This window comes from Streptomyces sp. NPDC020362, from assembly GCF_040642095.1.
Taxonomy (GTDB): Bacteria; Actinomycetota; Actinomycetes; order Streptomycetales; family Streptomycetaceae; genus Streptomyces.
Genome location: NZ_JBFAET010000151.1, coordinates 1 through 22159 on the forward strand (window position 1 = coordinate 1; position 22159 = coordinate 22159).

General features: G+C 71.1%; 17 protein-coding genes and 1 pseudogene. 4 read left to right on the plus strand and 14 right to left on the minus strand.

Annotated elements, in window-relative coordinates; genetic code table 11:
* From blsF to AB0H32_RS35285, 10 genes are all read right to left on the minus strand, one after another.
* Positions 1-574 (minus strand): CGA synthase-related protein (gene blsF / locus AB0H32_RS35240; RefSeq protein ID WP_361129456.1); only part of this gene is annotated, 574 nt, incomplete at its 3' end.
* 48 nt (positions 575-622) lie between these two features.
* Positions 623-1657 (minus strand): cytosylglucuronate decarboxylase, encoded by a 1035-nt coding sequence (gene blsE / locus AB0H32_RS35245; RefSeq protein WP_361129459.1) that lies wholly within the window; start codon positions 1655-1657, stop codon positions 623-625.
* Between the two features lie 48 nt (positions 1658-1705).
* Positions 1706-2923 carry a hydroxymethylcytosylglucuronate/cytosylglucuronate synthase gene (locus AB0H32_RS35250; RefSeq protein WP_361129462.1) on the minus strand — a complete coding sequence of 406 codons (1218 nt, stop codon included), beginning with the start codon at positions 2921-2923 and terminating at the stop codon, positions 1706-1708.
* Positions 2924-3467: 544 nt separating this feature from the next.
* The gene (locus AB0H32_RS35255; protein WP_361129465.1) at positions 3468-4361 is read right to left on the minus strand and encodes an MBL fold metallo-hydrolase; all 894 of its coding nucleotides are present in this window, start codon (positions 4359-4361) and stop codon (positions 3468-3470) included.
* A 225-nt stretch (positions 4362-4586) separates the two neighbouring features.
* Entirely contained in the window at positions 4587-5273 is a 687-nt protein-coding gene (locus AB0H32_RS35260; protein WP_361129468.1) for a class I SAM-dependent methyltransferase, read from the minus strand.
* A 296-nt stretch (positions 5274-5569) separates the two neighbouring features.
* Positions 5570-6643, minus strand: coding sequence for an acyl-CoA desaturase (locus AB0H32_RS35265; protein ID WP_361129471.1), 1074 nt, complete (start codon positions 6641-6643; stop codon positions 5570-5572).
* 235 nt (positions 6644-6878) lie between these two features.
* Positions 6879-7460 carry an AAA family ATPase gene (locus AB0H32_RS35270; protein ID WP_361129474.1) on the minus strand — a complete coding sequence of 194 codons (582 nt, stop codon included), beginning with the start codon at positions 7458-7460 and terminating at the stop codon, positions 6879-6881.
* Complete coding sequence (locus AB0H32_RS35275) at positions 7457-7582, minus strand: hypothetical protein (RefSeq protein ID WP_361129477.1); 126 nt, start codon at positions 7580-7582, stop codon at positions 7457-7459. The genes AB0H32_RS35270 and AB0H32_RS35275 overlap by 4 nt, the downstream gene beginning before the upstream one ends.
* Before the next feature lie 240 nt (positions 7583-7822).
* Positions 7823-8761 (minus strand): MerR family transcriptional regulator, encoded by a 939-nt coding sequence (locus AB0H32_RS35280; protein WP_361129480.1) that lies wholly within the window; start codon positions 8759-8761, stop codon positions 7823-7825.
* Between the two features lie 33 nt (positions 8762-8794).
* Positions 8795-9448: a M15 family metallopeptidase gene (locus AB0H32_RS35285; protein WP_361129483.1), complete on the minus strand. Its 654-nt coding sequence runs from the start codon at positions 9446-9448 to the stop codon at positions 8795-8797.
* A 422-nt stretch (positions 9449-9870) separates the two neighbouring features.
* On the opposite strand from AB0H32_RS35285, the gene AB0H32_RS35290 reads away from it, so the two are divergent.
* Complete coding sequence (locus tag AB0H32_RS35290; protein WP_361129486.1) at positions 9871-12702, plus strand: lectin; 2832 nt, start codon at positions 9871-9873, stop codon at positions 12700-12702.
* Positions 12703-13298: 596 nt separating this feature from the next.
* Positions 13299-14041, plus strand: a pseudogene (locus AB0H32_RS35295) (PP2C family protein-serine/threonine phosphatase).
* Between the two features lie 124 nt (positions 14042-14165).
* On the opposite strand, the gene AB0H32_RS35300 reads toward AB0H32_RS35295, so the two are convergent.
* From AB0H32_RS35300 to AB0H32_RS35315, 4 genes are all read right to left on the minus strand, one after another.
* Positions 14166-16157: a glycoside hydrolase gene (locus AB0H32_RS35300; protein ID WP_361129488.1), complete on the minus strand. Its 1992-nt coding sequence runs from the start codon at positions 16155-16157 to the stop codon at positions 14166-14168.
* A gap of 66 nt (positions 16158-16223) precedes the next feature.
* On the minus strand, positions 16224-17552 hold the full coding sequence (locus AB0H32_RS35305) for a HAMP domain-containing sensor histidine kinase (RefSeq protein ID WP_361129491.1): 1329 nt from the start codon (positions 17550-17552) through the stop codon (positions 16224-16226).
* Between the two features lie 101 nt (positions 17553-17653).
* Positions 17654-18367: a response regulator transcription factor gene (locus AB0H32_RS35310; RefSeq protein WP_361129494.1), complete on the minus strand. Its 714-nt coding sequence runs from the start codon at positions 18365-18367 to the stop codon at positions 17654-17656.
* Positions 18368-18415: 48 nt separating this feature from the next.
* Positions 18416-19039, minus strand: coding sequence for a TetR family transcriptional regulator (locus AB0H32_RS35315; protein ID WP_361129497.1), 624 nt, complete (start codon positions 19037-19039; stop codon positions 18416-18418).
* A 157-nt stretch (positions 19040-19196) separates the two neighbouring features.
* On the opposite strand from AB0H32_RS35315, the gene AB0H32_RS35320 reads away from it, so the two are divergent.
* Positions 19197-21398 carry an MMPL family transporter gene (locus AB0H32_RS35320; RefSeq protein ID WP_361129500.1) on the plus strand — a complete coding sequence of 734 codons (2202 nt, stop codon included), beginning with the start codon at positions 19197-19199 and terminating at the stop codon, positions 21396-21398.
* A gap of 68 nt (positions 21399-21466) precedes the next feature.
* Positions 21467-22159, plus strand: a 693-nt coding sequence (locus AB0H32_RS35325; protein ID WP_361129503.1) for an LmeA family phospholipid-binding protein, incomplete at its 3' end; no start/stop codon positions are given.

Here is a 22159-nt window from a genome sequence, read left to right on the forward strand (position 1 = left end):
CGCCGTCGCACACCACGTCGCACCGGCCGGTGCGACGTACCGCCTCCTCGGCCACGGTGCGCAGGAGTCCTTCGGCGAAGGGGGCGAGGTCGTGGCCGGGCACCCGGTGTCCGGAAACGAGCAGCAGGCAGCCCATCCGGGTTCTGTCCCGCGTCAGCCGGGACGGCGCGAGCAGGCCCGCGGGGCGGGCACCGTCCGGACCTGCCGGCCGGGGGCCCGGCAGCCATGCGGGGGTGTGCGCGCGCACGGCGGCCGCAGTGACAGCGGGCAGTCCTTGGGACCGGTACCCGGAGTGCAGATACACCACCGGCACTGCGCGCTCGGTCAGTTCCCGCGCCACGGCGGGAAGGTCGCACACCAGGGCGGCGTCCGGACGGCCCGTGTCCTTCCGGATCCGCTCCCTTCCCTCCGTCCCCCCGGTCTCCTCGACCAGGTCCATCTCGCGCAGGTGGGCGGCGACCCGGCGACGCGCGGTCACCGAGTCCAGCCGCCGGGGGGCGGCCACCAGCAGCAGGCGCCGGCGTGCCGGTGCCGGCCCGTGCGCCCAGAACTCTCCTTCGCCGTTGGCGGGCATCTCTCTCCTGTCGCCTGGACCGATGGGGACCCGGGCGGGCCGGGTCGGTCAGTACTGCCACGGCCGTGCGCCGCCCAGCCGGGCGACGTCGTCGCTGTACCCGGCCGCCGTCGCCGAACAGCCGTTGCACACGCGCGGCCCCTCGGTGCGGAAGAAGTCCGCATGGGCATGGAAGGCCGGCGTGTCCAGCCGGATGACACCGTCCTCACGCAGCGGAGCACCGCCCGGTTCGTCGTCCCCCGCGCGGTGCGGCAGGCAGCTGCAGGCGTACGCCCGGTCGTACTTGCCGTCGAGGTAGATCACGTCGTCGACGACGTGGCACAGCGGTTCGCTCGCCCGCGGTGTGACGGAGTCCGAGAAGTACCGCTCCTGCTCCTCGGGGGTGTCCCCGTAGAACCGCTTGCCGAGGGGGACCAGCACCCGCTCGGGGTCCGCGTCGTAGATCGGGTCGCACAGCGCCCGCAGGTGGTCGGGATCGGGATAGCGGATCGCGCGTTCGAGCTTCAGGGCGGACAGTTCCCACTGCTGCACCCCGGTTTCGGTGAGGACCTGCTGCAGCTGGGGCATCTCGGTGTAGTTGTGCGGCCCCACCACGCTGTTCACCCGCGGCAGCACGCCGAGCCGGGCGGCGGCGCGCAGCCCGCGCAGGCCGTTGTCGAACATGCCCGGGGAACGCCGGTAGACGTCGTGGGTCGCGGCCGAACCGCCGTCGAGGCTCACGATGACCTGGGCGAGGCCCGCATCCGCCAGCCGCTCGATCTGCCGCGGCAGCATCATGCCGTTGGTGATGACCGACATCTTCATGCCCCCGTCGGTGCCCCGGCGCACCAGTTCCGCCACGTCCGCGTGCATCAGCGGCTCGCCGCCCGTGAAGCGGATGTAGCCGACCCCGGCCTCCACGGCCCGCGGCAGCAACTCGTCGAAGTCCTCGACGGAGAACCGGAACGTGTCCCGGGAGAGCGCGAACTCGCACATGAAGCAGTCCGCGTTGCAGGCTTCCAGCAGGCGGATGAACAGGTATCTCCGGCGTGTGCTGCCGTGTCGTTGCGGCCCGCTGGGCCGGGACGCCGGGTGCAAGGTCATGGCGGAACCCTCCTGTGGTCCGGTGGCGGCCGGTGGGTGGTCGTCCGCTCAGCCGCGGGCCGCGGTCGGCGTGCGCAGGACGAGGTCCAGGACGTGGTCGGCGACCTGGGCCGCGCCGTTGCGGCCGACCGTGTCGGCGAGAGCGGGCCAGCAGGCGCCGGCGTCCGCGCGGAGCAGCGCGGCGAGGATGCCGTCGCGCACCTCGGCCCGGGTCCGTACCGCGTCCTCGTCGGCCGCGGTGGCGATGCCCGCGTAGATCGGCCGGAGTGCCGCTTCCTCGGCGGTCGTGCGGTCGCGCAGGACGTCGTCCTCGGCGAAGACCCGGTCGGGCCAGCGGACTCGGACGTCCGCGCCGATCGCCCGGCTGTGGAAGCGGCCGTTGAAGATCTGGCTGAGGTTCTGAGGCGGGAGGCACACGGTGGGTGTGGCCCGCGCACCGGCCTCCAGCAAGGTGGTGAGCCCCGGCGAGGTGAGCAGGACGTCGGTGTCCGCCAGCCGCTCCAGGAAGGCCTCGTGCCCGAGCGGGCCGTAGGTGACGTGCATCGGCGAGGAGTGGTCCACGTCTGCGGCGAACCCGGCCGGGAGGTTGCCCGCGACATGGACCTCCGCCATGCCGACGGACTCCAGCGCTCCGAGCGCCGCGGGTACGACCAGGCGCGGGTAGGAGGTCCAGTCGGTGAGAGTCGGTGAACGCAGTCCGCCGAGGCTGACCAGCGCGCGGCGTGCGGGCATCCCGGGGACGGGGCCGCCCGGTGAAGCGGCGGGCCGCGCCTGGTCCGGCACCGCCATGACCGCCTCCACCCATCGCAGGTTCGTGATCGAGGCGAGCACGTCCCGGCACTCGTCGGGCAGATCGACGCACCGCTGGGCGCAGTACACGGACACGTCGGTCGGGAGCGAGTCCCGATCCCCCTTGGTCCACAGGAACGGCAGGCTGTCGACGAAGGCCGTGGGGACGCCGGCGTCCTCCAACGCGACGGCCGCCGGGCCCTCCAGCACGACCAGCCCGGCACGCACGTCCTCGCGGCGCACCACGTCCGCGACCGCCTGGCTGTCGTCGGCGGGCGCGTCGTACCAGCGGTCGATGCCGTGCGCCGACAGGAGCGTGCGGCTCAGTCCGGAGGCGATGCCGACGAAGCGCAGCGGAACCGGTGACCGGTCACGGAGAGTCGCGATCAGGGCGCTGAGTTTGCCGGTGCTGCCCCAGCCGAACTCGGCTCCCGCGAGGGCGACGGTGGTGGTGGGATCGGGTGACTGAGTCTGCATGAAGCGTGCGGGCCCTTCCTCGCGCACGGCCGAGTACACCGGCCGATCACGGATTTCCGGACGACCCTCATGCTCAGCGAGGCCGGAAGCGGCACGCAAGGCAGTCATGGCGACTTCTGGCCATGTGGTTGTAGTTACAACTCATGTGCATTACCGGGGGGTTGACCCGCTCTTGCGGGCGCACCCCGCCGCGCGGTCAGTGACGACTCCCGGCGACTGTGTGTGACGAAAGCGGAAGGCATCGCCTTGGCATGAGGGGCCGTCACGGTCCGGGAGTGACGCCCCGCGTGGCACTCGGTCCACACCGGCGCGGGTCCGACGAACCCTTCCGGAACCTCACGTCCCCTCCGGGCCGCTGTCCTTGAAGAGCGTAGAAGCAGGCGTGAGGTTGGCTCATATACCAGCACCGGATTCATCGTTGTGAGTGACACGTGCATGCTCGCCACAGCCGTCGGCAACTCCGGTCCCCTCGGCGCAGCCACTTCGGGGGAGTGACCGTCGAGCGGTGGAACCTCCCGATCCTGCCGCTCCCCGCCGGATCCCCTTACGTCGCGTGCTCGCCGCACAGGCACGCGACGGCGGGGCCGATCCACTCCCGGCCCGCCCACTCGGGGTGCCGCTCGACGAGTACCGCGCGGACCTCCTCCACGATCGTCTCGCGGCTCATCGCCGAGTCGCGGCGCGCCCAGGTCTCGTCGCGCAGTTCCCGCAGGTGGTCGAGTACGCCCTCAAGCACCTCGGTGCCGCCGACCCCGCCGTGGCCCGGGACCACGGTCCGCGGCCGGGCCGCCACCAGCCGGGCCATGACCTCGATCCAGCGCAGGCCGCTCACATCGGTGTCGTGCGGCGGGAACCAAGGGAAGATCGCGAACTGTCCGGTCTCGGCCAGATCGCCGGTGAACAGCACATCGGCATCGGGGACGGTGATCACCTGATCGCCCTTGCTGTGCGCGCGGCCGACGGCCCGCAGACGCACCACCCTGCCGCCGAGATCGAGGTCGTGGGACTCCTCGTAGACGACGTCCGGCGTGGGCACCTGCGAGGCTTCCAGGCGCTGGGCGACGGTTGTGCTCAGGCCGCGGAACATCGAGAGGTACCCGGCGCCCTTGACGGCCAGGTCCTCGGCCTGCGCCCTGTTCACCAGATACGTCGCCTCGCCGGCGAAGACGTCCGCGCCGAACGCGTGCTCGGGGTGGAAGTGGGTCGAGGTCAGGTACAGCTTGCGCCCCTCGGCGAAGTCGCGGGCGAACGCCAGCACGGTCTCGGCGTTCTCCGGCCCCAGTCCCGTGTCGACCACCAGGACCGAGTGTTTCCCGCCGATGACCCCGATGTTCGGCACCAGTTGCACGTTCCGGTCGGGTACGACCACCAGGTCGCGCGCGACCTCACGCGCGCCGGTGGTCTGAACCACCGGGTCGGGCAGCCCGAAGTCGGCCATGGGACACACTCCTCGCCTTGCCCGGACAGGTCGGGATCCGCGATCCAGGGATCCGGTCCGGGGCCGATGTCGATCGCCCCTCTACCCCACCGCCGCGCCGACGCGGCGTCCAATACCTGTTGAGCAGGGATGATGCCGTTCAGGTATCGCGCCTGGTGGGGGAGCGGGGGCGGCTCGATCCTCAGGAGACCCGGACACCGCCCGGGTGCCGACCGCCCTGGGGGCTCACCCGGTTGGCCCGGGGCGCCCGCTCCCGGCGGCGTGTGTCGTCAGGATCATGTAGGGGGCGGTCCGGGTCCCGGCCGGGGCGTCCTCCGGATGGTCGTCCACAGGAAGGGTGGGCAGGTCCACCGTCGGGGAGGGCAGCCCTGCCTCGGTCAGGAAGGACCGGTACCGGTCGAGAGAGCGGTGGTGGGTCACACCGGTCATCGTGCTGCCGTCGCGCCGGCGCAGCACCGTGCGCACCGGCTCGCCGTCGGTGTACACGGCTCCCGCCTCGCCGTGGCGCAGCGTGGAGAAGGCGACGCCGGTCGCTGCGGGGTTGAGGTCGGCGATGAGGCAGGGGGCGCCGGGCCACAGGACGCGGTGGATCTCGGAGGTGAGCACGGCCAGCCGGTCGTCGTCCGGGTCGGTGCAGTACACCAGGCAGCACACGGCGGCATCCACGCTGTCGTCGGCGAGCCAGGGCAGGGTGCATCCGTCGAACGGCCGGTGCGGTCGGTCGGCGCGAGCGACGGCCAGCATGTCCTCCGACGGGGCCGTTGCCTGGACCGTCCACTCCCCGGCGCCCGCGAGCCGGGCCGCGACCGCGCCGGTTCCGCACCCGATGTCCAGCACCAGCCGGCCGGGTCCCGGACACCGGCCGAGCCGTTGCAGCACGCCAGAAAAGATCAGCTGCTCGGCCGGCGTCATGTAGCGGTCCTGGCAGGCGGTGGCCGCAACCCCGGTGCCCCAGTGAGGGGGTCTTCGTGGGCGGCCACGGGGGCGCTGCCTCCTGCGCTGAACCTGGCCCGGACCGGTGCAGGGGGCGCTCGGTGGCAGCCTGACACGCGAGAGGGCCCGACGTTCACGGCGCAGTGAGATTCCCTTGACCGCGCATCCGAACGGCGCATGGCTGACGCCGGGGCCACGAGGTGGACGGCGGCGCACTCCGCTGCGGGCGCCTGCGCCGCTGCGGGGGAGTGCGCGCCGAGCCCTGGACGGTTTCGTCAGGCCCTGCGCCGCTGCCTGATCGGCTCTCCCACCCGATGCATGTGTGTCAGGGCTTCGCGGTAGGACTCGATCAGTCCGGTCTCGTGGTACGGCACCCCGATCTCCACGCAGTACGCCCGCACGATCGCCTGGGCCCGGCGCAGGTGGCGCGTGGGCATGCTCGGGAACAGGTGGTGTTCGATCTGGTAGTTGAGCCCACCCAGCATCACGTCGGTGAACCAGCCCCCGCGCACGTTGCGGGACGTCAGGACCTGGCGTCGCAGGAAGTCGAGCTGCTGTGCGCCGGTCATCGTGGGCATGCCCTTGTGATTGGGAGCGAAGGTGCAGCCCAGATAGACGCCGAACAGGCACTGGTTCACGGCGAGGAACGCCACCGCCTTGCCCGGCGAGAGCACCAGGAACAGGGCGGACAGGAGACCCGCGATGTGCACCAGGAGCAGAGCGGCCTCCAGCAGCCGGTTCTTCATCGACGGCGAGCGCAGCGCCCGCAGACCCGCGACATGCAGATTGAAGCCTTCCAAGGTCAGCAAGGGGAAGAACAGGAATGCCTGGTGACCACCGACGAGGCGGGCCAGGCCGCTGCTGGCGCGGGCCTGTTCGGTGGACCACACCAGGATGTCCGGAGCGACATCGGGGTCGAGCTCCTCATGATTGGGATGGGCGTGGTGGCGGGTGTGCTTGTTCATCCACCAGCCGTAGCTCATCCCGACACCGAGGTTGCCGAACAGCAGTCCTCCGATCTCGCTGTGGCGGCGGCGCCGGAAGACCTGACCGTGGGCCAGGTCGTGCGCCACCAGGGCGACCTGTCCGAACACCACGGCCAGAAAGGCGGCGACGGCCAGTTGCCACCAGGTGTCGCCGAGAGCGAAGAAGACTCCCCAGCCCGCGGCGAAGAGCGTGATCACCAGACCGAGCCGCACCGTGTAGTAGCCGGGGCGTCGTTTCAGCAGCCCGGCCTCGGTGATGCGCTGGGACAGTCCGGCGAAGTCGCTGCCGGCGCGGCGGCCGGACGTGCCCGCACCGACGGCCGGGGTACGGGTTGCCACAGAGGCATCGGGGGAAGTCGTCATGCCTCAAATTCTCGGGAGGCCTGCCGACCCGAAACAGCGTGCCAGCCACCGTATGCACACGAGGGCTGGCCCGTGCACCTTCCGGGGGTTTTCCCCCGGAAGGCCCCGCAACCTGGCCCTGCTCGCACCGAGCGCGCCACTGATGCCGGGAACAGGGGGAGGGGACAGGCCTTGTGAGAACCCATGGGAACCCACATGTCAGTGTCTGACGAGCGGGTGCGTCCGCCCTGTCTGATCAGGTGCTGCGGAGCAGCCGTGCCGCGGTCTGGGCGGGCGTCTCGCCCAGGGTGTGGACAGTCCGCGTCGCGACCGTCCGGGTGCCGGGGTCGTCGATCCATCCGGCGAGGAAGTCGTGCCCGTCGATGACCCAGGAACGGCCCTTGCTCGTCGTGCAGCGCCGGCGCAGGACGGTCAGTGAGATGTCGCGGTCGGGGGAAGGCAGGATCCGGATCACGTTTCGGCACGGCCCCAGAGCGCTGCGGACCGTGGCCAGGTGCTGGTGGTCGGAGTAGCTGGTGTGGCCTGCACCGAGCGCGATCACGGCGTCCGGGTGGTCGGTGACGGCGCATGCCACGGCATGCGCCCGGGCCGGTTCCCACTCGGCCTCGGCCGCGAGCCGCCCGACGGCGGCGATGCGCTCACGAAGTCGTGCGATGCTCCATCCCACCTGCGCGTAATACGTCTCCGCGGAAGCGTCCAGGTCGACGAACGGTCTGTGCACCCTTGCCGCGATCTCCCGGCCGAGGGTGGTCTTTCCGGTGCCGGCCGGGCCGACCAGAACCATCCATGGTGCCTCTGCGGGCGTGAGTCGGCTCATACTGCGGTCACCCCGCCGAGTTCGAAGAGGCGACCGTGGTCGAAGCGGGCTCCCGCACGGACGAGGGCGCCCGTGCGGGAGCCGTCGATGGTGGTGGCGCCGGAGTCGACTGCACTGAGCACAGACGTACCTTCCCGACCGGTGCCGCGAACACCGGCCTGCTCACTCCCTGTTGATCGGCCACTTGCGACGGTACGCCCGTCGCGCACCTCCCGAACCGGTCCACAGCCCAGGAGCAGGTGTTTCTCTTCCCGCGCCGTCGGCGCGCGGAAGTGGAAGAAGCACGTCACGGCACTGCCCGGTCCGGTCCGTGCTGGTCCGGGCCGGGCAGTGCCGCACACCGGTGTGGTGAGGGTTACGTGTCATCGTGCTGTCCGTGCGCGCAGTGCCCTGACGGACCAGTCGAGCGCCGGTGCCAGAGACTGCGGGGCGGGCCACCCGTTGATGACGGCGAGGAGGTGGAAGTACCGGTCCCGGCGCGGGTCGTTCGCGGCTTCCAAGCGCGGCAGAAGCCATCGGTGCGGCTCGCAGTCGTCGGAGCGGCCCAGGACGCGCGCACAGCCTGAGCTCAGCGCCCCGACGACGGGATCGGCCCGGGGTGATTCCGGTGCGATCCCCGTTTCGACGGCTGCTGTGGCGAGGTCACGGACGACGGCGACGACATCTCGGCGCGGCGGCGTGGATCCGCTGTCGGAGTGTCCCGCTGCGTGCTGTTCCGCCGTGCCCCGTACATGGTCGCGGAAGTCCGGATCCAGTGTCAGTTCCGCCAGCTCCACCCATGCCTCGATCTGTTCGTCCGTGGGGTTGTCAGGCAGTTCGGGTGTCATGGAGCGTCGAGCCGCCCAGAGGCCGGCACCGAGGTCCAGCCCGTCGAAGACGGTGTCGAAGAAGCCGTCGGTCAGTCGTCGGCGTTCGGCTCCGGAGAGTCGGGCCAGCTGGTGCATGCGTTCCATCTCCTCAGGGGTGGGTCTGCGCCTGGCGACGGCCGCCAGCACGGCCCGCTGCAGCCGCAGGGTGGCGATCTGCACCTGCAGCGCGGCTGCGTGCCGCTCGGCGACGTCACCGAGCGTCAGCTCTCTGTCCACGACCTGGCGAATCACGTCGAGGCCGAGTCCGAGTTCGCGCAGTGTCCGTACCAGGGTCAGTCGGGCGACGGCCTGGGGACCGTAGCGGCGATAGCCCGCGGGGGTGCGGTCGGTGGGCATCACGATGCCGCGATCGGAGTAGAACCGGATGGTCTTGACCGTCAGCCCTGTGCGTCGGGCCAGTTCACCGATCGAGTAGAGGGTGGCGCCGTCCATGACCTCACCTTCACGTCTCCCCCTGAGGGAGACTCAAGCCTGCTCCTGCGGTCCGTAGATCGCGTGCTCCGCGCCGGTGGCAAGGGCCCAGTACCGGTCGCCGTACGACCAGTGCCACCACTCGGTCGGATAGTTGACCAGTCCCGCGGCCGTCAGAGCATCGCCGAGCGTCCGCCGGTTGTCGCGGGCTTGGGGCGGGATGTTGCGGGCGTTCGTGTAGCAGGCGCCGTCGCTCTCTTCCGGAGTGGCGTTCACCCGCGTCCCCAAGTCGAGTTCCTGGCCGTCGGCGGACATGAGGGTGAGGTCGACTGCTGCGCCGGCACTGTGCGGAGCGATCTCGGGCGGTGACACATAGCGGCTCGTGGCCGCGCGCACCTGTTCCGCGGACCAGCCCGGATTGTCCGCCCGCAGCTCGTCGGCGTACCGCTCGAAGTAGAGACGCTGGAGGGCAGGCGGCCGGTACCCCTCGACGAACAGCAGACGGACACCGTCCGGCAGGAACTCCTGAGCCTTCAGAAGGCGGGCAAGGACGCCTTCCCGCAGGTGTGCGAACGCGCCGGACCGGTCGTCCTTGCGCGGATCGACGGCGATGGACTCCTCCAGCCGGACGTGGAGCATCCTTTCACCGCAGTCGACCACGGGGATGACGGCAATCCGGGGATCTGACATCAGTACGATCTCGGTCATGCGCTGATCATGACGTACGGCTGGCCTCGGCCCAACGGGAGTAGACGGGTTCCCGGGCAGGGCCGCTCGGGGGAACGGCCGTCGGTCTGCGGGCCGGGTTCCGCCGCACCAACTCCGCCTGAACGGCGCCGGGTTCCGGTTCCGCGCTCAGTGACCACGGTGCGATGGGGCGGTATTGACGCGGGCACGGCCCGTGGCTACGTTGCGACAGTGCTCCGAGCCGGTGTGGCGTCCGGCAGTTGGAGAGGCGGGCTGCGATCCGAGTTCTCTGCGGTGCTCGTTCGGTCGAAAAAATTCGGTCAAGGTTGGACAACGTTGTCACGGTGATCTCAAGATGCCGGGGGACAACGTTGTCGGCAGTCCATTGCGTCCGTCCGGCTCGGTGTGCTCCCCAACGCATCCCCCTCAGGAGGCAGATCGCGATGTTCTCGACTCCGGCCGGTGGCCACCGGCCTGGTACGCGCAGAAGACCGCCTCGCGGTCATCGGATCAGAACGGCCCTGGGCGCTGCCGCCGGCGCCGCCCTCCTGGGCGCGTACGCCTTGCCCGCTCCGGTCGCCTGGGCGGCTCCCGCGCGAGCGGTTCACCTCGTGTCGTCACCGGCGGACCTGGTGAACCCCTTCATCGGTACGTCCAACGACGCCAACGACTTTCCCGGCGCGGACGTTCCCTTCGGCATGGTGCAGTGGAGCCCCGACACCTCGTCGCGGCCGCCCGGCGGCGGGTACGAGTACAAGGACTCCTCGATCACGGGCTTCAGCCTCACCCACATCGCGGGACCGGGCTGCGGCGCCGCGGGTGACGTCCCGGTGCTGCCCACGGTGGGCGCCGTCGACAACGCGGCGACGGACTCCTTCTCGCACGCCAAGGAGTCCGCCTCGGCCGGCTCCTACAAGGTTGCCCTCGACAACAAGGTGACCACCGAACTCACCACCACCCCGCGCAGCGGCATGGCCCGCTTCACCTTCCCCGCGACCTCCCAGGCCAACCTGATCCTCAAACTGGCCGGCAGTCAGAACGGCGGCAGCTCGACGCAGTTCAACGTCGTCTCGGGCACCGAGGTCAGCGGCCGGGTCACCAGCGGGAGATTCTGCGGCGCCGGGAACACCTACACCGTCTATTTCGACATGGTCTTCGACCGGCCGTTCACCACGAGCGGCAGCACGCTCGCCCCGCGGACGAAACCGTCCGCGCCGCCGTCCCGCCGCGCAGGCAAGAACGAGCCGGACAAGCCGAACAAGCCGCGCCTGCACGGCTCCATGCCCAAGCCGCGCGGCGACACGGCCGTGCCCCACGGCGCGACCGCGGCCGCCGCGGCGTCGAACGGGCACGTCACGTTCGACACGACCACGAACCCGCTCGTCCAGGCCAAGGTCGGAATCTCCTACGTCTCCGTCGCGAACGCGGTCGCCAACCGCAGCGCCGAGAACACCGGATGGAACTTCGACGACGTCCGCGCCGCGGCCCACGCGGCCTGGGACGATGCGCTGGGCAAGGTACGGATCGGCGGTGGCACGGCGGACCAGCAGAAGATCTTCTACACGGCGCTGTACCACTCGCTGCTGCACCCGAACGTCATCAGCGACACCAACGGCCAGTACTACGGGTTCGACGGCAGGACGCACACCGTCGACGCCGGACACAAGGCCGCCTACGCGAACTACTCCGGCTGGGACATCTACCGTTCCCAGGCCCAGCTCGAGGCGCTGGTGAGTCCTCAGGTCGCCTCCGACACCGCCCAGTCGATGACCGACGACTACGCCCAGACCGGGCTCTTCCCCAAGTGGTCGGAGTACAACGGCGAGTCCTACGTCATGGTCGGCGACCCGGCGGCAGCGATCATCGCCGATTACCACGCCTTCGGCGCGCGGAACTTCGACACCGGAAAGGCGCTGGCCGGCCTGCTGAAACAGGCGAGCACACCGAACAACGACCGGCCGGGACTGAACTACCTCGACAACCCGGGCTACGAACCCCACAACGGCACGTACGGCTGCTGCAACTTCTACGGTCCGGTGGCCACGACCCTGGAGTACGGCACGGCGGACTTCGCCCTCTCCGCCTTCGCCGGTGCCCTCGGCGACACCCAGAGCCGGCAGACGTACGCCCATCGTGCGCAGGACTGGCGCAATGTGCTGAACCCGGCCTCCGGGTTCGTCCAGCCGCGCAACGCCGACGGTTCCTGGACCGGCGGTTTCGGCCCCACCAGCGGCACGGACATGGTGGAGGCCGACTCGTGGATCTACTCCGGCATGGTTCCCTTCAACGTGGCCGGGCTCGCCGCCGCCAAGGGCGGCAACAAGGTGATGAGCGACTACCTCGACACCGTGCTTCGCAGCTACACCGGCGACCACGGCTACGCGTGGGTCGGCAACGAACCCAGCATCGAACTGCCCTGGGAGTACGACTACATCGGTGAGCCCTACAAGACACAGGGAACCGTGCGCTCGATCCAGGACCAGATCTGGTCCGACGCCCCGGACGGCCTCGCCGACGGCAACGACGACCTCGGGGCGATGAGCGCCTGGTACGTCTGGTCCGCGCTGGGCATGTACCCCATGACACCGGGCACGTCGGACCTCGCCCTCGGCTCGCCCCTGTTCACCCAGGCCGTCATCACCCTGCCCTCAGGCAAGACCCTGACGATCAACGGCGACGGCGCGGCGGACGACGCACCCTACGTGCAGTCCGCGACGTTCAACGGGTCCCCGTGGAACAACGCCTACGCACCGACGAGCGCGATCACCTCCGGAGGAACGCTCGGCTACACGCTCGGCACCAGCCCGAACACCGGCTGGGCCACGGGCGCGTCGGCGGCCCCGCCCTCCTACCCCGGTGACACCACCGCCCCGCCGAAACCACGGGTGGGTCCGGTCAAGTCCGGGGTGAACTCGGCGCTGTGCATCGACGACGCCGACTCCGGCACCGACGACCACACCGCGATCCGTCTGTGGACCTGCAACGGCACCTACGCCCAGGACTGGACGGTCGCGGCCGACGGCACCCTGCGCATGCTGGGCAAGTGCCTCGACGTGACGAACAGCGGGACGACCAACGGCACGCTCGTCCAGCTGTACACCTGCAACGGCACCGGAGCCCAGCAGTGGACGACGGCCGCCGGCGGCTCCTTGACGAACCCTCATTCCGGTCTCTGCCTGGACGATCCCGGTTCGTCCGGCACGGAAGGCACCCGGCTGCAGATCTACACCTGCAACCAGACCGCGGCGCAGAAGTGGACCCTGCCGTCGGCCTGAGACCCGCCGTTCCCCGTGCCCCCTCGTGGGCACACCGTCCGTGAGCTCGCGGTCCCGTTCGTCGGCGGGACCGCGAGCATCTGCGTGCGTCGTGCCTGCCCGACCGGGAGGGTTCCCCGCCCGTGACACGGCCTGCCGCGTTCCGGATGAGGGGAGGCGCGGGATCTTATGGTGCGGATATGCCTCCACATCACCCTCATGCGGGCGGAGAGAGTACGGATCAGCCGGAGCCTGCCGAGTTGTGGCGTGCGCCCCTCGGGCAGGCATGGCTCTGGTGGCTGCCGTTGGCCGCCGTCGTGGCCGACGTCGTGGCGGATCTGGTCATCCACGGCAAGGAGCCCGTGAGCTTCCTGCTCATCGCCGTGCCGCCGATCACCGCGGCGACCCGCGGGCCCCGAGGCACGGCCCTGGCGGCGGTGGTCTGCCTGGGGCTGCAGCTGTGGATGGCAGCACGGCGTCCCGGGCACTTCGCGGAGCAGCATCACATCGCGCTGTACGTCTCGACGCTGCTCATCGGGATTGCCAGTACGGTCCAGTCCTGGCAGCGGGAGCGGGCGGAGCAGCACCTGACGCGCGCCCATTCGGCGGCCGAGGCCATGCAGCGTGCCCTGTTGCGACCGGTCCCGGACAGGCTCGGGCGGCTTCGGGCCGTCGGCTACTACGCGGCGGGCGAGGGAGGAACACTGGTCGGCGGAGACCTCTACGACGTGTGCGAGACCCCGTTCGGCGTACGGGCGATCATCGGGGACGTACGAGGCAAGGGCCTGGACGCGGTGCAGACGGTGGCCGCGGTCCTGGGCAGCTTCAGGGTGTCCGCGCACGAGTGGCCGAGCCTGGGGAGCCTGACGCAACGGCTGGAGCTGAGCATCGCCCGCAACAGTCCGTCCGGGTACGCGGAGGACCCGGAGCTCTTCGTGACGGCTCTGGTCGTGGAGATCCCCGACTCGGCCGATGTGGTGCAGATCGTGGATCGCGGGCATCCGCCTCCGCTCGTCATCGGCCCGGGGGGGGCGTCCGGCAGCTGGCCACCGCACCGGCGCTGCCCCTCGGGCTCGGAGCACTGTCCGCGGAGAGCATTCGGGTCACCGCCCATCCGCTGTCTCCCGGCGAGGTACTCGTCGTGCACACGGACGGGCTCAGCGAGGCCCGCGATGCGAGCGGCGCCTTCTACCCCATCGCCGACCGCCTGGAGGACCGGTTCGGCGACGACGGCCGGCCCGAGCCCGAGGCCGTGGTGTCCTTCCTACGCGCGGACGTGGCACGCTGGTCGGCGGCCCCGGAGGACGACGACCAGGCGGTGCTCGCCATCGCTGTGGGCCGACGGGACACCACGAGCTGACACGACACGGCGGGGAAGTCCCGCCGACCGGCGTGCCGCGGCCGGCGGCGCTCGGGACCGTGTGACGGCCCCGGCCGCAGGCCGCGCGTGGGACCGTACGAAGACTCCGGCCGCCGTCTGCCTCTCACAGCCCCTTGGGGCACAGACGACGGACCTTGCCGCCCTTGACCACCGCGTCGACGCACCCGGCGGGCAGGCCCTTGTAGGCCGTCGTGGAGAAGTTGGCGGTCACGGTCAGTGCCCCGTCGCCGAACGTCGTGCGCTGCACGAGGTGGTCGGGAGTCAGCCGACGGAAATCGGTCATAGGCCGCGTCGCCGCTGCCCTGTGCAACGGCTCGAAGTACTGCTGGAGCTCGGCGATCTGCGAGCCGTGCCGGTCCAGTTCGGGCTGGTCGAGCACCAGGTTGAGCGGCACGTTGTACAGCATCGCCAGCAGCGCGCGGCTGCGGCTCTGGTCGGGCAGCTTGGACCACGACAGCTCCCAGCGCTCGGTGCTGATGACCGAGTCGTGCAGCACCGTCTGGTAGAGCGGCACCCGGTACCGGGGGTCGTACATCGCCTTGGCGACGTCGGCGGGGAGGCGGACCGGCTTGAAGAAGATGGCGGGTGCGCCGTAGGGCGCATAGCCGCCCCAGGCCGTCCGGTCCCGTTCCAGCTTCCACAGCCGGTCGTCGACGGGTGTTCCGGATCCGTGGCTGAAGGACAGCACGCCGTTCGCCCAGGAGCCGGCCGCCTCCGAACCGAGAACCAGCTTGCGGTCGCCGGACAGCCACGCCATGCGGGCCAGCCGGTTTCGGCGGTCCTGCGCCTGGGTCATCGGGTGCGCGGGAGAGTGGTCGGTGAACAGCTCGCCGGCGGCGTCGACGTCGAGGAAGTAGCTGGTGGCGCCGTTCGCGGTCATCTCCCGGGTGCGGTCGGCCAGGTGGTGCCGGGAGGGCTCGGCCCGCCGGAGCGCTTCGGAGCTGACGTAGCAGCCGCGCCCGCCGAAACCGGTGACGATCTTGCCGTCGGCCCCGTGCACGCACGCGTCCTGCCACACGGGGGCCGGCCACTTCGACACCGAGGTGTCCGCCGACGCGGGATCCTGTGCGTTCGCCCAGGAGTCGTACGGTCCGACGAGGTAGCCGGACCGCTCGGCCAGGCTCGTCGCCGCGCGGTCCATGGGGGAGCCGTCCGCGTCGTAACCGATCCACATGCGGTCGATGCCGAGCTGCCGCAGCCGGCGTATGCCCTCGGGAGTACGGGCCTGACCCCACGTGTAGGCGTGGAAGGCGCCCACCAGCTTGCCGACTTCGGGATTCCGGGCGATCTTCTCGCGCAGGGTGGTGATGCCACCGTGATCCTGCAGCCAGGCGCGGTAGTCGCGTGCCGCGGCCACCGGCGACCCGTCGGTGAGTGCGAAGGCCACCGTGTAGTCGGTCGTGGACTCCTGAGGCGAGAAGCGGTGCTCGGTCTCGGTGTGCAGCCGGCCGCGGGCGGAGACGAACTTCAGCGTGGTCCCGATGTCGGACGGGACGAGGTAACTCGCGCCGTGCCGCGTCGACATGCTCGTGCCCCAGAACGGCATGGTCAGGCCGTCGGACATCCCCGCCTCCGTGCCCGCCAGCCCTGCGGAGGCCGAGTTCCACCAGCGGTCGGCGACCGGTACGGACAGGCCTTCGCCACGCGGTATCTGCAACTCCTTCGTGGCGGGGTCGGTCGCGGTCACCGGCCAGTTCAGCGTGGCCTGCCGGTCGGAGTGCACGGACACCACCAGCCGGCCGCCGCTTGCGGACGCACTGACCGTGAGCCCCTTCTCCGCGTACCCCCATGTGGCCTTCGCCCCGTGCACCGAGACCCTTCCGGCCGGGCCGAGGCTGCCGGCTGCGGGGGCGGAGAGCTGCCAGGTCCGGCCGTCCTCCGTCCGGGCCCGCACGGCCAGTGACGCGAGGTCCACCACCGCACGTCCGCCGGTCACGGGTACGGTCAGCCGGTCCTTGCTCGCTTCGATGCGAGGCTGGTCCGGGGAGCCCGTCCCGAATGCCGCGGCGGTGCCGATCACGCCGCCGATCACGGCGAGGGCGCCGCTGAGCGCGATGACCTTCGTCCTGGTCTTCCTGATCTTCCGTGTTCCCATGGCCGGTCACTGTCGTGGCGCCGGATAAGAACTTTGTGAGAGGCGGGAGGGCGACGGGGCCGTCCGTCAGGAGGAGCCCGGGCCGTGGGACGGAATGCGGAGCCGCAGGAGCGCGCCGCCGCCGGGGGCGTGCTCGGCGCTCAGGTCGGCGTGGTGGGCGCGGGCGATCTGGCGGGCCATGGCCAGGCCGAGGCCGGAGCCGGGCAGGGCGCGTGCCGAACGGGCGCGGTAGAAGCGGTCGAAGACGTAGGGCAGGTCCTCGTCGGCGATGCCCGTCCCGTGGTCGCGGACGGCCAGGTCGAGGCAGCCGTCGTCATGGGTGAGCGTCACCTCGACGGGCCGGCCGGGCGGGCTGAACTTCGCCGCGTTGTCGAGCAGGCTCGACAGCAGGCGGGAGAGCCGGGCCGGTACGCCCGCGACCGTGCTGGTGCGCGCGTGCGGACTCACGGCGAGGTCGAAGGCGACCGCCGGCCAGTGGTCGCGGGCGGCGTCGACGGCGTGGGTCACCACGGCCGCCAGGCGTACGTCCTCGACGAGCGGGTCGGGTTCCTCCTCGCGGGCCAGCTCGATCAGGTCGTTGACCAGGAGGGTGACCTCCCGCAACTGGCGTCCGAGCGCCCCGGTCGCCCGTGCGCGCTGAACGTCGGTCAGGCGGTCGGAGCGGGTGAGCAGTTCGGCGTTGGTGCGCAGCGCGGTGAGCGGGGTGCGCAGTTCGTGCGAGGCGTCCGCGACCAGTCGGCGCTGTGCGGTGACGGACTTCTCCAGCTCGTCGAGCATGGTGTTGAAGGAGGCCGCGAGCCGGGTGATCTCGTCCTCACGGCCCGGGCGGTGGGGCGGCAGCTCGATGCGGTGACGGGCGTCGCGGGTGGTGGCGATGCGTTCGGCCGTGGCGGTGAGACGGCCGACGGGTGCGAGGCCGGTGCGGGACACCCAGAAGCCCAGGGCCGCGGCCAGCGCCACCCCGGCCGCTCCCACGCCGGTGAGCAGACCGGCGGCCTGCCGTACCCCTTGGTCGACGGTGTCGGCGCGCACGGCGACCTGGAGGGCGCGGCCGTGGTCCAGCGGAGTGGTGAGCATCCGGGCGCGGTGGGTGCCGAGGAGGACTTCGCTGTAGTACGTGCCGCGGGTGCCCGCGGCGACCTGGCGGCCGGCATCGGTGACCGGCAGCAGGTAGGGCTTGGCGGGGTCGTCGGCAGCCCGGGCGGGGATGAGCTGGGCGCAGGCCGGGGCGGCGAGGTACCGGCACTCGCCCTGCAGGACACCCGGAGGTTCCTGCCGGTACTGCCGGGCGGCCAGCCGGGCGGACTGGGTCAGGTGCAGATCCAGCTGGTGGAGCAGCTGGTGACGGATCACCAGGAACGCGGCCGCACACACGCCGACCACCACGACCGCCACGGCGGACGAGGCGGCCAGGGTCAGCCGGGTACGCAGCGGGCGCCGCGGCCATCGCCCCTGCGGCCGCCCTGCCGACCGCCTCGGGTGCCTTCGTACGCCCCTCACGGCAGGTCCAGCCGATAGCCGACGCCGTGCACCGTGTGCACGAGCCGTGGCTCACCCCCGGCTTCCAGCTTGCGGCGCAGATAGCCGACGTAGACGGCCAGGGAGTTGGAGTCGGGGCCGAAGTCGCTGCCCCAGACCCGTTCCTGGATCACTTCCCTCGGCAGGACCTGCCCGGGGTGCCGCAGCAGCAGCTCCAGCAGCGAGAACTCGGTACGGCTGAACTCGATGGCGCGCTGTCCGCGCCGGCCGGTCCGGGTGGCGGGGTCCACGACGAGGCCGCCGAAGGCGAGTGCGGTGTGCTCCTGCGGCCCGATGGGCGCGGCGCGGCGCAGCAACGCCCGGATGCGCGCCAGCAGTTCGTCCAGCGCGAAGGGTTTGACGAGGTAGTCGTCTGCGCCCGCGTCCAGTCCGTCGACGCGTTCGCTCACCGAGTCCAGAGCGGTGAGCACGAGGACGGGAGTGCGATCGCCGAGAGCCCGGAGCCTGCGGCACAGCGCGAGCCCGTCGAGGCCGGGCATCATCACGTCGACGACCATGGCGTCCGGTTCCCAGTCGGTGACGGCCGCCAGTGCCGCAAGGCCGTCGTCCGCCCCGCGCACCTCGTAGCCCTCGACGGCCAGCCCGTCCTCGACGGCGTGGCGCACCTCGGGCTCGTCGTCCACGACCAGGACCTTCGGCGTCGTTGTGCGCTCGTCACCAGCAGTACTCATGGAGGACAGCCTGCCAAACCCGGTCGGGGAATCCCGTTCCGGCCGCCGTCACGGCCGTTCGGGAGAGCCGATCTCGCGCAGGATCCCGAGGGCCCGCTGCAAGGGTGCCGGGCCGGTGTCCGTGATGCCGGACGCGCGGCGGGCCCGGCGCGTCCGCAGGACCGCGCGTACCGCGGACAGGGCGGCGCACGCGATCACGGCCGCCTTGAGGTCGGCGTCGGGCGTGTCCGGGGGCAGCCTGCGCTGGACCAGGGCGGTGAGCCGTTCCTCGAAGTCGGAGAAGGCCTGCACGAGGCGGGACGTGATGACGTTCTCCAGGTCCCCGACCGGATGGCTGAGGGCGGTCAGGGTGGAGGCCGAGAACGGCTTGGCCGCAGCCAGCAGCGCGTTGCACACCGCGTCAAGGGGTTCCTCGTCCGCCGGACGCTCGGAGAGGGCCTTCTCGACGTAGGCGAAGATCTCGACGCCGTCCGGCAGCAGCAGCGCCTCCTTGCTCTCGAAGTACCGGAAGAACGTGCGCACGGAGACGTTCGCGTATGCGGCGATGTCGGCGACGGTGGTGGCTTCGAAGCCCCGCTCCTTGAACAGGCGCGCGGCCCCTTCCAGCAGCAGGCGCCGCGTCTCCTCCTTCTTGCGTTCGCGCAGTCCAGCGGGGGTGATCTCACTCGGCATGGGGCGAAGCCTCCGCCATGGTGTCGTGACTGTCAATTGACACACGTGTCACGCGGAGTGTCGCAGCCGCGAATCTGTCAGAGATGCCAATTGGCATCCGTGCCACTTTCTCTCTAGAGTTCGTGTCACTCGTGACACTTTTCTCTGGGAGACCACGGTGCCCCGATCCACCCAGCAGCCCCCAGCGCCGGCCGAAGCGCACAGCGACACCCATCCGCAGACGGATCCCCCGGTGCACGGCGGACTCGGCCGCCTCGGCGGCTTCTGTGCCCGGCATCCGGCGGCGGTCGTCGCCGCCTGGCTGCTGATCCTCGTGGCCGCCCTGGCCGGGCGGCACCTCGCCGCGCCCACCTTCAGCGACCAGGTCAGCCTGCCCGGTACCGCCTCACACACCGGCTCCGACCTGCTCGATGCCTCCATGCCCCAGGCCGGGCGCCCCAACGGCAAGGTCGTCTTCCACACCGACTCCGGCACCGTGGCCGACCGGCGGTCCGCACTCGACCGCACCCTGGCCGACCTGCGCGGCCTGCCACACGTCACCGCCGCATCCGCGCCTGTGACCAGCGACGACGGACGCACCGCCTACACCACCGTCTCCTTCGACGAGCAGCTGAAGAACCTCGGTCACGACTACACCGACCGGCTCGACACGGCCACGCACCCCGCCAGTGCGGCGGGGCTCGGCGTCGCCTACGGCGGCGACCTCGAACAGGTGGTCCGGCAACCCGCCAACGACAAGCTGAGCGAGAGCGTGGGCGTCGTCACCGCCCTCCTCATCCTGCTGCTGGCCTTCGGCAGCGTCCTCGCCGCGCTGCTGCCCCTGGTCACCGCGCTGATCAGCGTCGGAGTCGGCCTCGGCATCGTGGGCATCGTCGCCGCCACCCTCTCCTTCGCGACCTCCGCCACGACCCTGGCCGGCATGATCGGCCTGGGCGTGGGCATCGACTACGCCCTGTTCCTGACCACACGATTCCGGCAGGACCTCATCGACGGGCGCGATCCGATCGAGGCCGCGGCCCGCACGGCCCGCACCAGCGGACGCGCCGTCCTCATCGCCGCCCTCACGGTCGCCGTCGCCATGCTCAGCCTCTACGCCTGCGGACTGAGCTTCATCGGCAAGATCGGCCTCGCGGCCACCCTCGCCGTCGTCGTCACCGCGGCTGCCGCCCTCACCCTGGTTCCGGCAGCCCTGGGCCTGGTCGGCCGGCGCATCGACCGGATCCGCGTGCGCCGGCCCGTCGCCGAGAGCACGGGGGAGCGGGACGGCTGGCACCGCTACGCCGGACTCGTCGCCCGGCGCCCCTGGACGTTCCTGGCCCTCGGTGCCGCCGTCCTCGCCGTGTGCTCCGTACCGCTGCTGTCCATGCGCCTCGGCCACGTCGACGCCGGTGCCGACCGGCCTGGCAGCAGCACCCGTACCGCGTACGACTGGATCGCGCACGCCGACGGCCAGGGCTTCGGAACGGGGGCGAACGGCCCGGTCGTCACCGTGGTCGACGTGAGCAGGGCGCACACGCCCGCCGAGCGGATCTCCGACGAGGTCACCTCGGCGCTGAAGAACACCCACGGCATCGCCTCCTTCACCCCCGTCAGGCCGAGCTCCGACGGCCGGATCCTCGTCACCACCATCACCCCGGCCACGGGCCCGCAGGACGCCGCCACCGGTGCCCTGCTCGACACCCTGTCCGGGCAGACGCTGCCGAAAGCCCTCGAGGGAACGGGCGCCGAGGCCTACCTCACCGGCAGTGTGGCCGGACAGGCCGACTTCCGTGCCACGGTCGGCGAGCGGCTGCCGATCGTCATCGGCATCGTCCTGGTCCTCGCCTTCCTGCTGCTCATGACCGTCTTCCGCAGCGTGGTGATCCCGCTCAAGGCCGTCGTCCTCAACCTGTTCACCACGGCCGCGTCCTACGGCGTGCTCGTCGCTGTCTTCCAGTGGGGCTGGGGCGACTCACTGCTCGGGCTGTCGGAGCCCGTGCCCATCGAGTCGTACGTCCCGATGATGATGTTCGCGATCGTCTTCGGACTGTCCATGGACTACGAGATCTTCCTGCTGTCCCGGATCGCCGAAGCCTGGTACCGCACCGGTGACAACCGGCTCGCCGTCGGAGAGGGACTCTCGGCGACCGCCCGCGTCATCTCCGCCGCGGCCTTCATCATGACCGCGGTGTTCCTCTCCTTCACCGCCTCGCCCACCGTGGTCGTGAAGATGCTCGCCCTGGGCCTGGCGATCAGCGTGATCGTCGACGCCACGGTGGTCCGCCTGATCCTCGTGCCCTCCGCCATGTTCCTCCTGGGCAGGGCGAACTGGTGGATACCCCGCAGGCTCGAGCGAGTCCTCCCGCACCTGCACGCCTGACCCCTGACAAACCGCCCCACCCCGACCGATCCGGAGTGAGTGACCACGTGACAACGAACCGTCGGACCATGATCCGCATCCTGGCCGCGGTGACCGCCGCACTGGCCGGCCTGGTCTGCGCGACCGACCTCCTCGTCGAGCACAGGACTGAGGGGCGGGTCGCCGCCCGGGCGTCACACCGCCTGAATCCACGAGGGCCGGTGCACGTCGACCTCACCACCCCGCTCGCGGGGCTGCGCACCCTCGGCGGCGAGGTCGGCGACGTGGACGTCAGCGCCCAGGGGGTGCGCCATCAGGACACCACGGTGGATGTGTCCGTCAGCCTGAAGGACGTCACGACGGACGGCGACAGCGCCGGCGGCACCGCGACCGCCACCGTCGGATACGACCAGGTGACCCGGCGTCTGGACGCACTCGGTGACGGCCTGACAGCAGACGCGGACGGCGGTGACCTGATGCTGCACGGCAGCGTCGGGCGACTCGGGCTGCCGGTCACCGTCCGGGCGAAGGTGTCCACGACCTCGCACACGCTCACCGTCACGCCCACCACGCTGGACATCCTCGGCCGCAGCACGGCGGTCGACGACCTCGCCTCCCTGCCGGCCGCCTCCGGACTGCGGGACGAACTGGCACCCCGGACCGTGCCCGTCACCGGACTGCCCCACGGCGTCGCGCTCACCTCGGCGCACGCCGCCGACACCGGCCTCGTCCTCTCCTTCTCGATAGACGCGGTCCCGACACCGGGCCGGGACGTGGGAACC

Bases quoted from the DNA above. Each gene is read 5' to 3' on its own strand.
- AB0H32_RS35260 (WP_361129468.1), bottom strand. From the start codon at position 5,273: ATGACGCCGGCCGAGCAGCTGATCTTTTCTGGCGTGCTGCAACGGCTC.
- AB0H32_RS35255 (WP_361129465.1), bottom strand. From the start codon at position 4,361: ATGGCCGACTTCGGGCTGCCCGACCCGGTGGTTCAGACCACCGGCGCG.
- AB0H32_RS35300 (WP_361129488.1), bottom strand. From the start codon at position 16,157: ATGGGAACACGGAAGATCAGGAAGACCAGGACGAAGGTCATCGCGCTC.
- AB0H32_RS35285 (WP_361129483.1), bottom strand. From the start codon at position 9,448: ATGACCGAGATCGTACTGATGTCAGATCCCCGGATTGCCGTCATCCCC.
- AB0H32_RS35270 (WP_361129474.1), bottom strand. From the start codon at position 7,460: ATGAGCCGACTCACGCCCGCAGAGGCACCATGGATGGTTCTGGTCGGC.
- blsE (WP_361129459.1), bottom strand. From the start codon at position 1,657: ATGACCTTGCACCCGGCGTCCCGGCCCAGCGGGCCGCAACGACACGGC.
- AB0H32_RS35310 (WP_361129494.1), bottom strand. From the start codon at position 18,367: ATGAGTACTGCTGGTGACGAGCGCACAACGACGCCGAAGGTCCTGGTC.
- AB0H32_RS35280 (WP_361129480.1), bottom strand. From the start codon at position 8,761: ATGGACGGCGCCACCCTCTACTCGATCGGTGAACTGGCCCGACGCACA.
- AB0H32_RS35250 (WP_361129462.1), bottom strand. From the start codon at position 2,923: ATGCAGACTCAGTCACCCGATCCCACCACCACCGTCGCCCTCGCGGGA.
- AB0H32_RS35265 (WP_361129471.1), bottom strand. From the start codon at position 6,643: ATGACGACTTCCCCCGATGCCTCTGTGGCAACCCGTACCCCGGCCGTC.
- AB0H32_RS35315 (WP_361129497.1), bottom strand. From the start codon at position 19,039: ATGCCGAGTGAGATCACCCCCGCTGGACTGCGCGAACGCAAGAAGGAG.
- AB0H32_RS35290 (WP_361129486.1), top strand. From the start codon at position 9,871: ATGTTCTCGACTCCGGCCGGTGGCCACCGGCCTGGTACGCGCAGAAGA.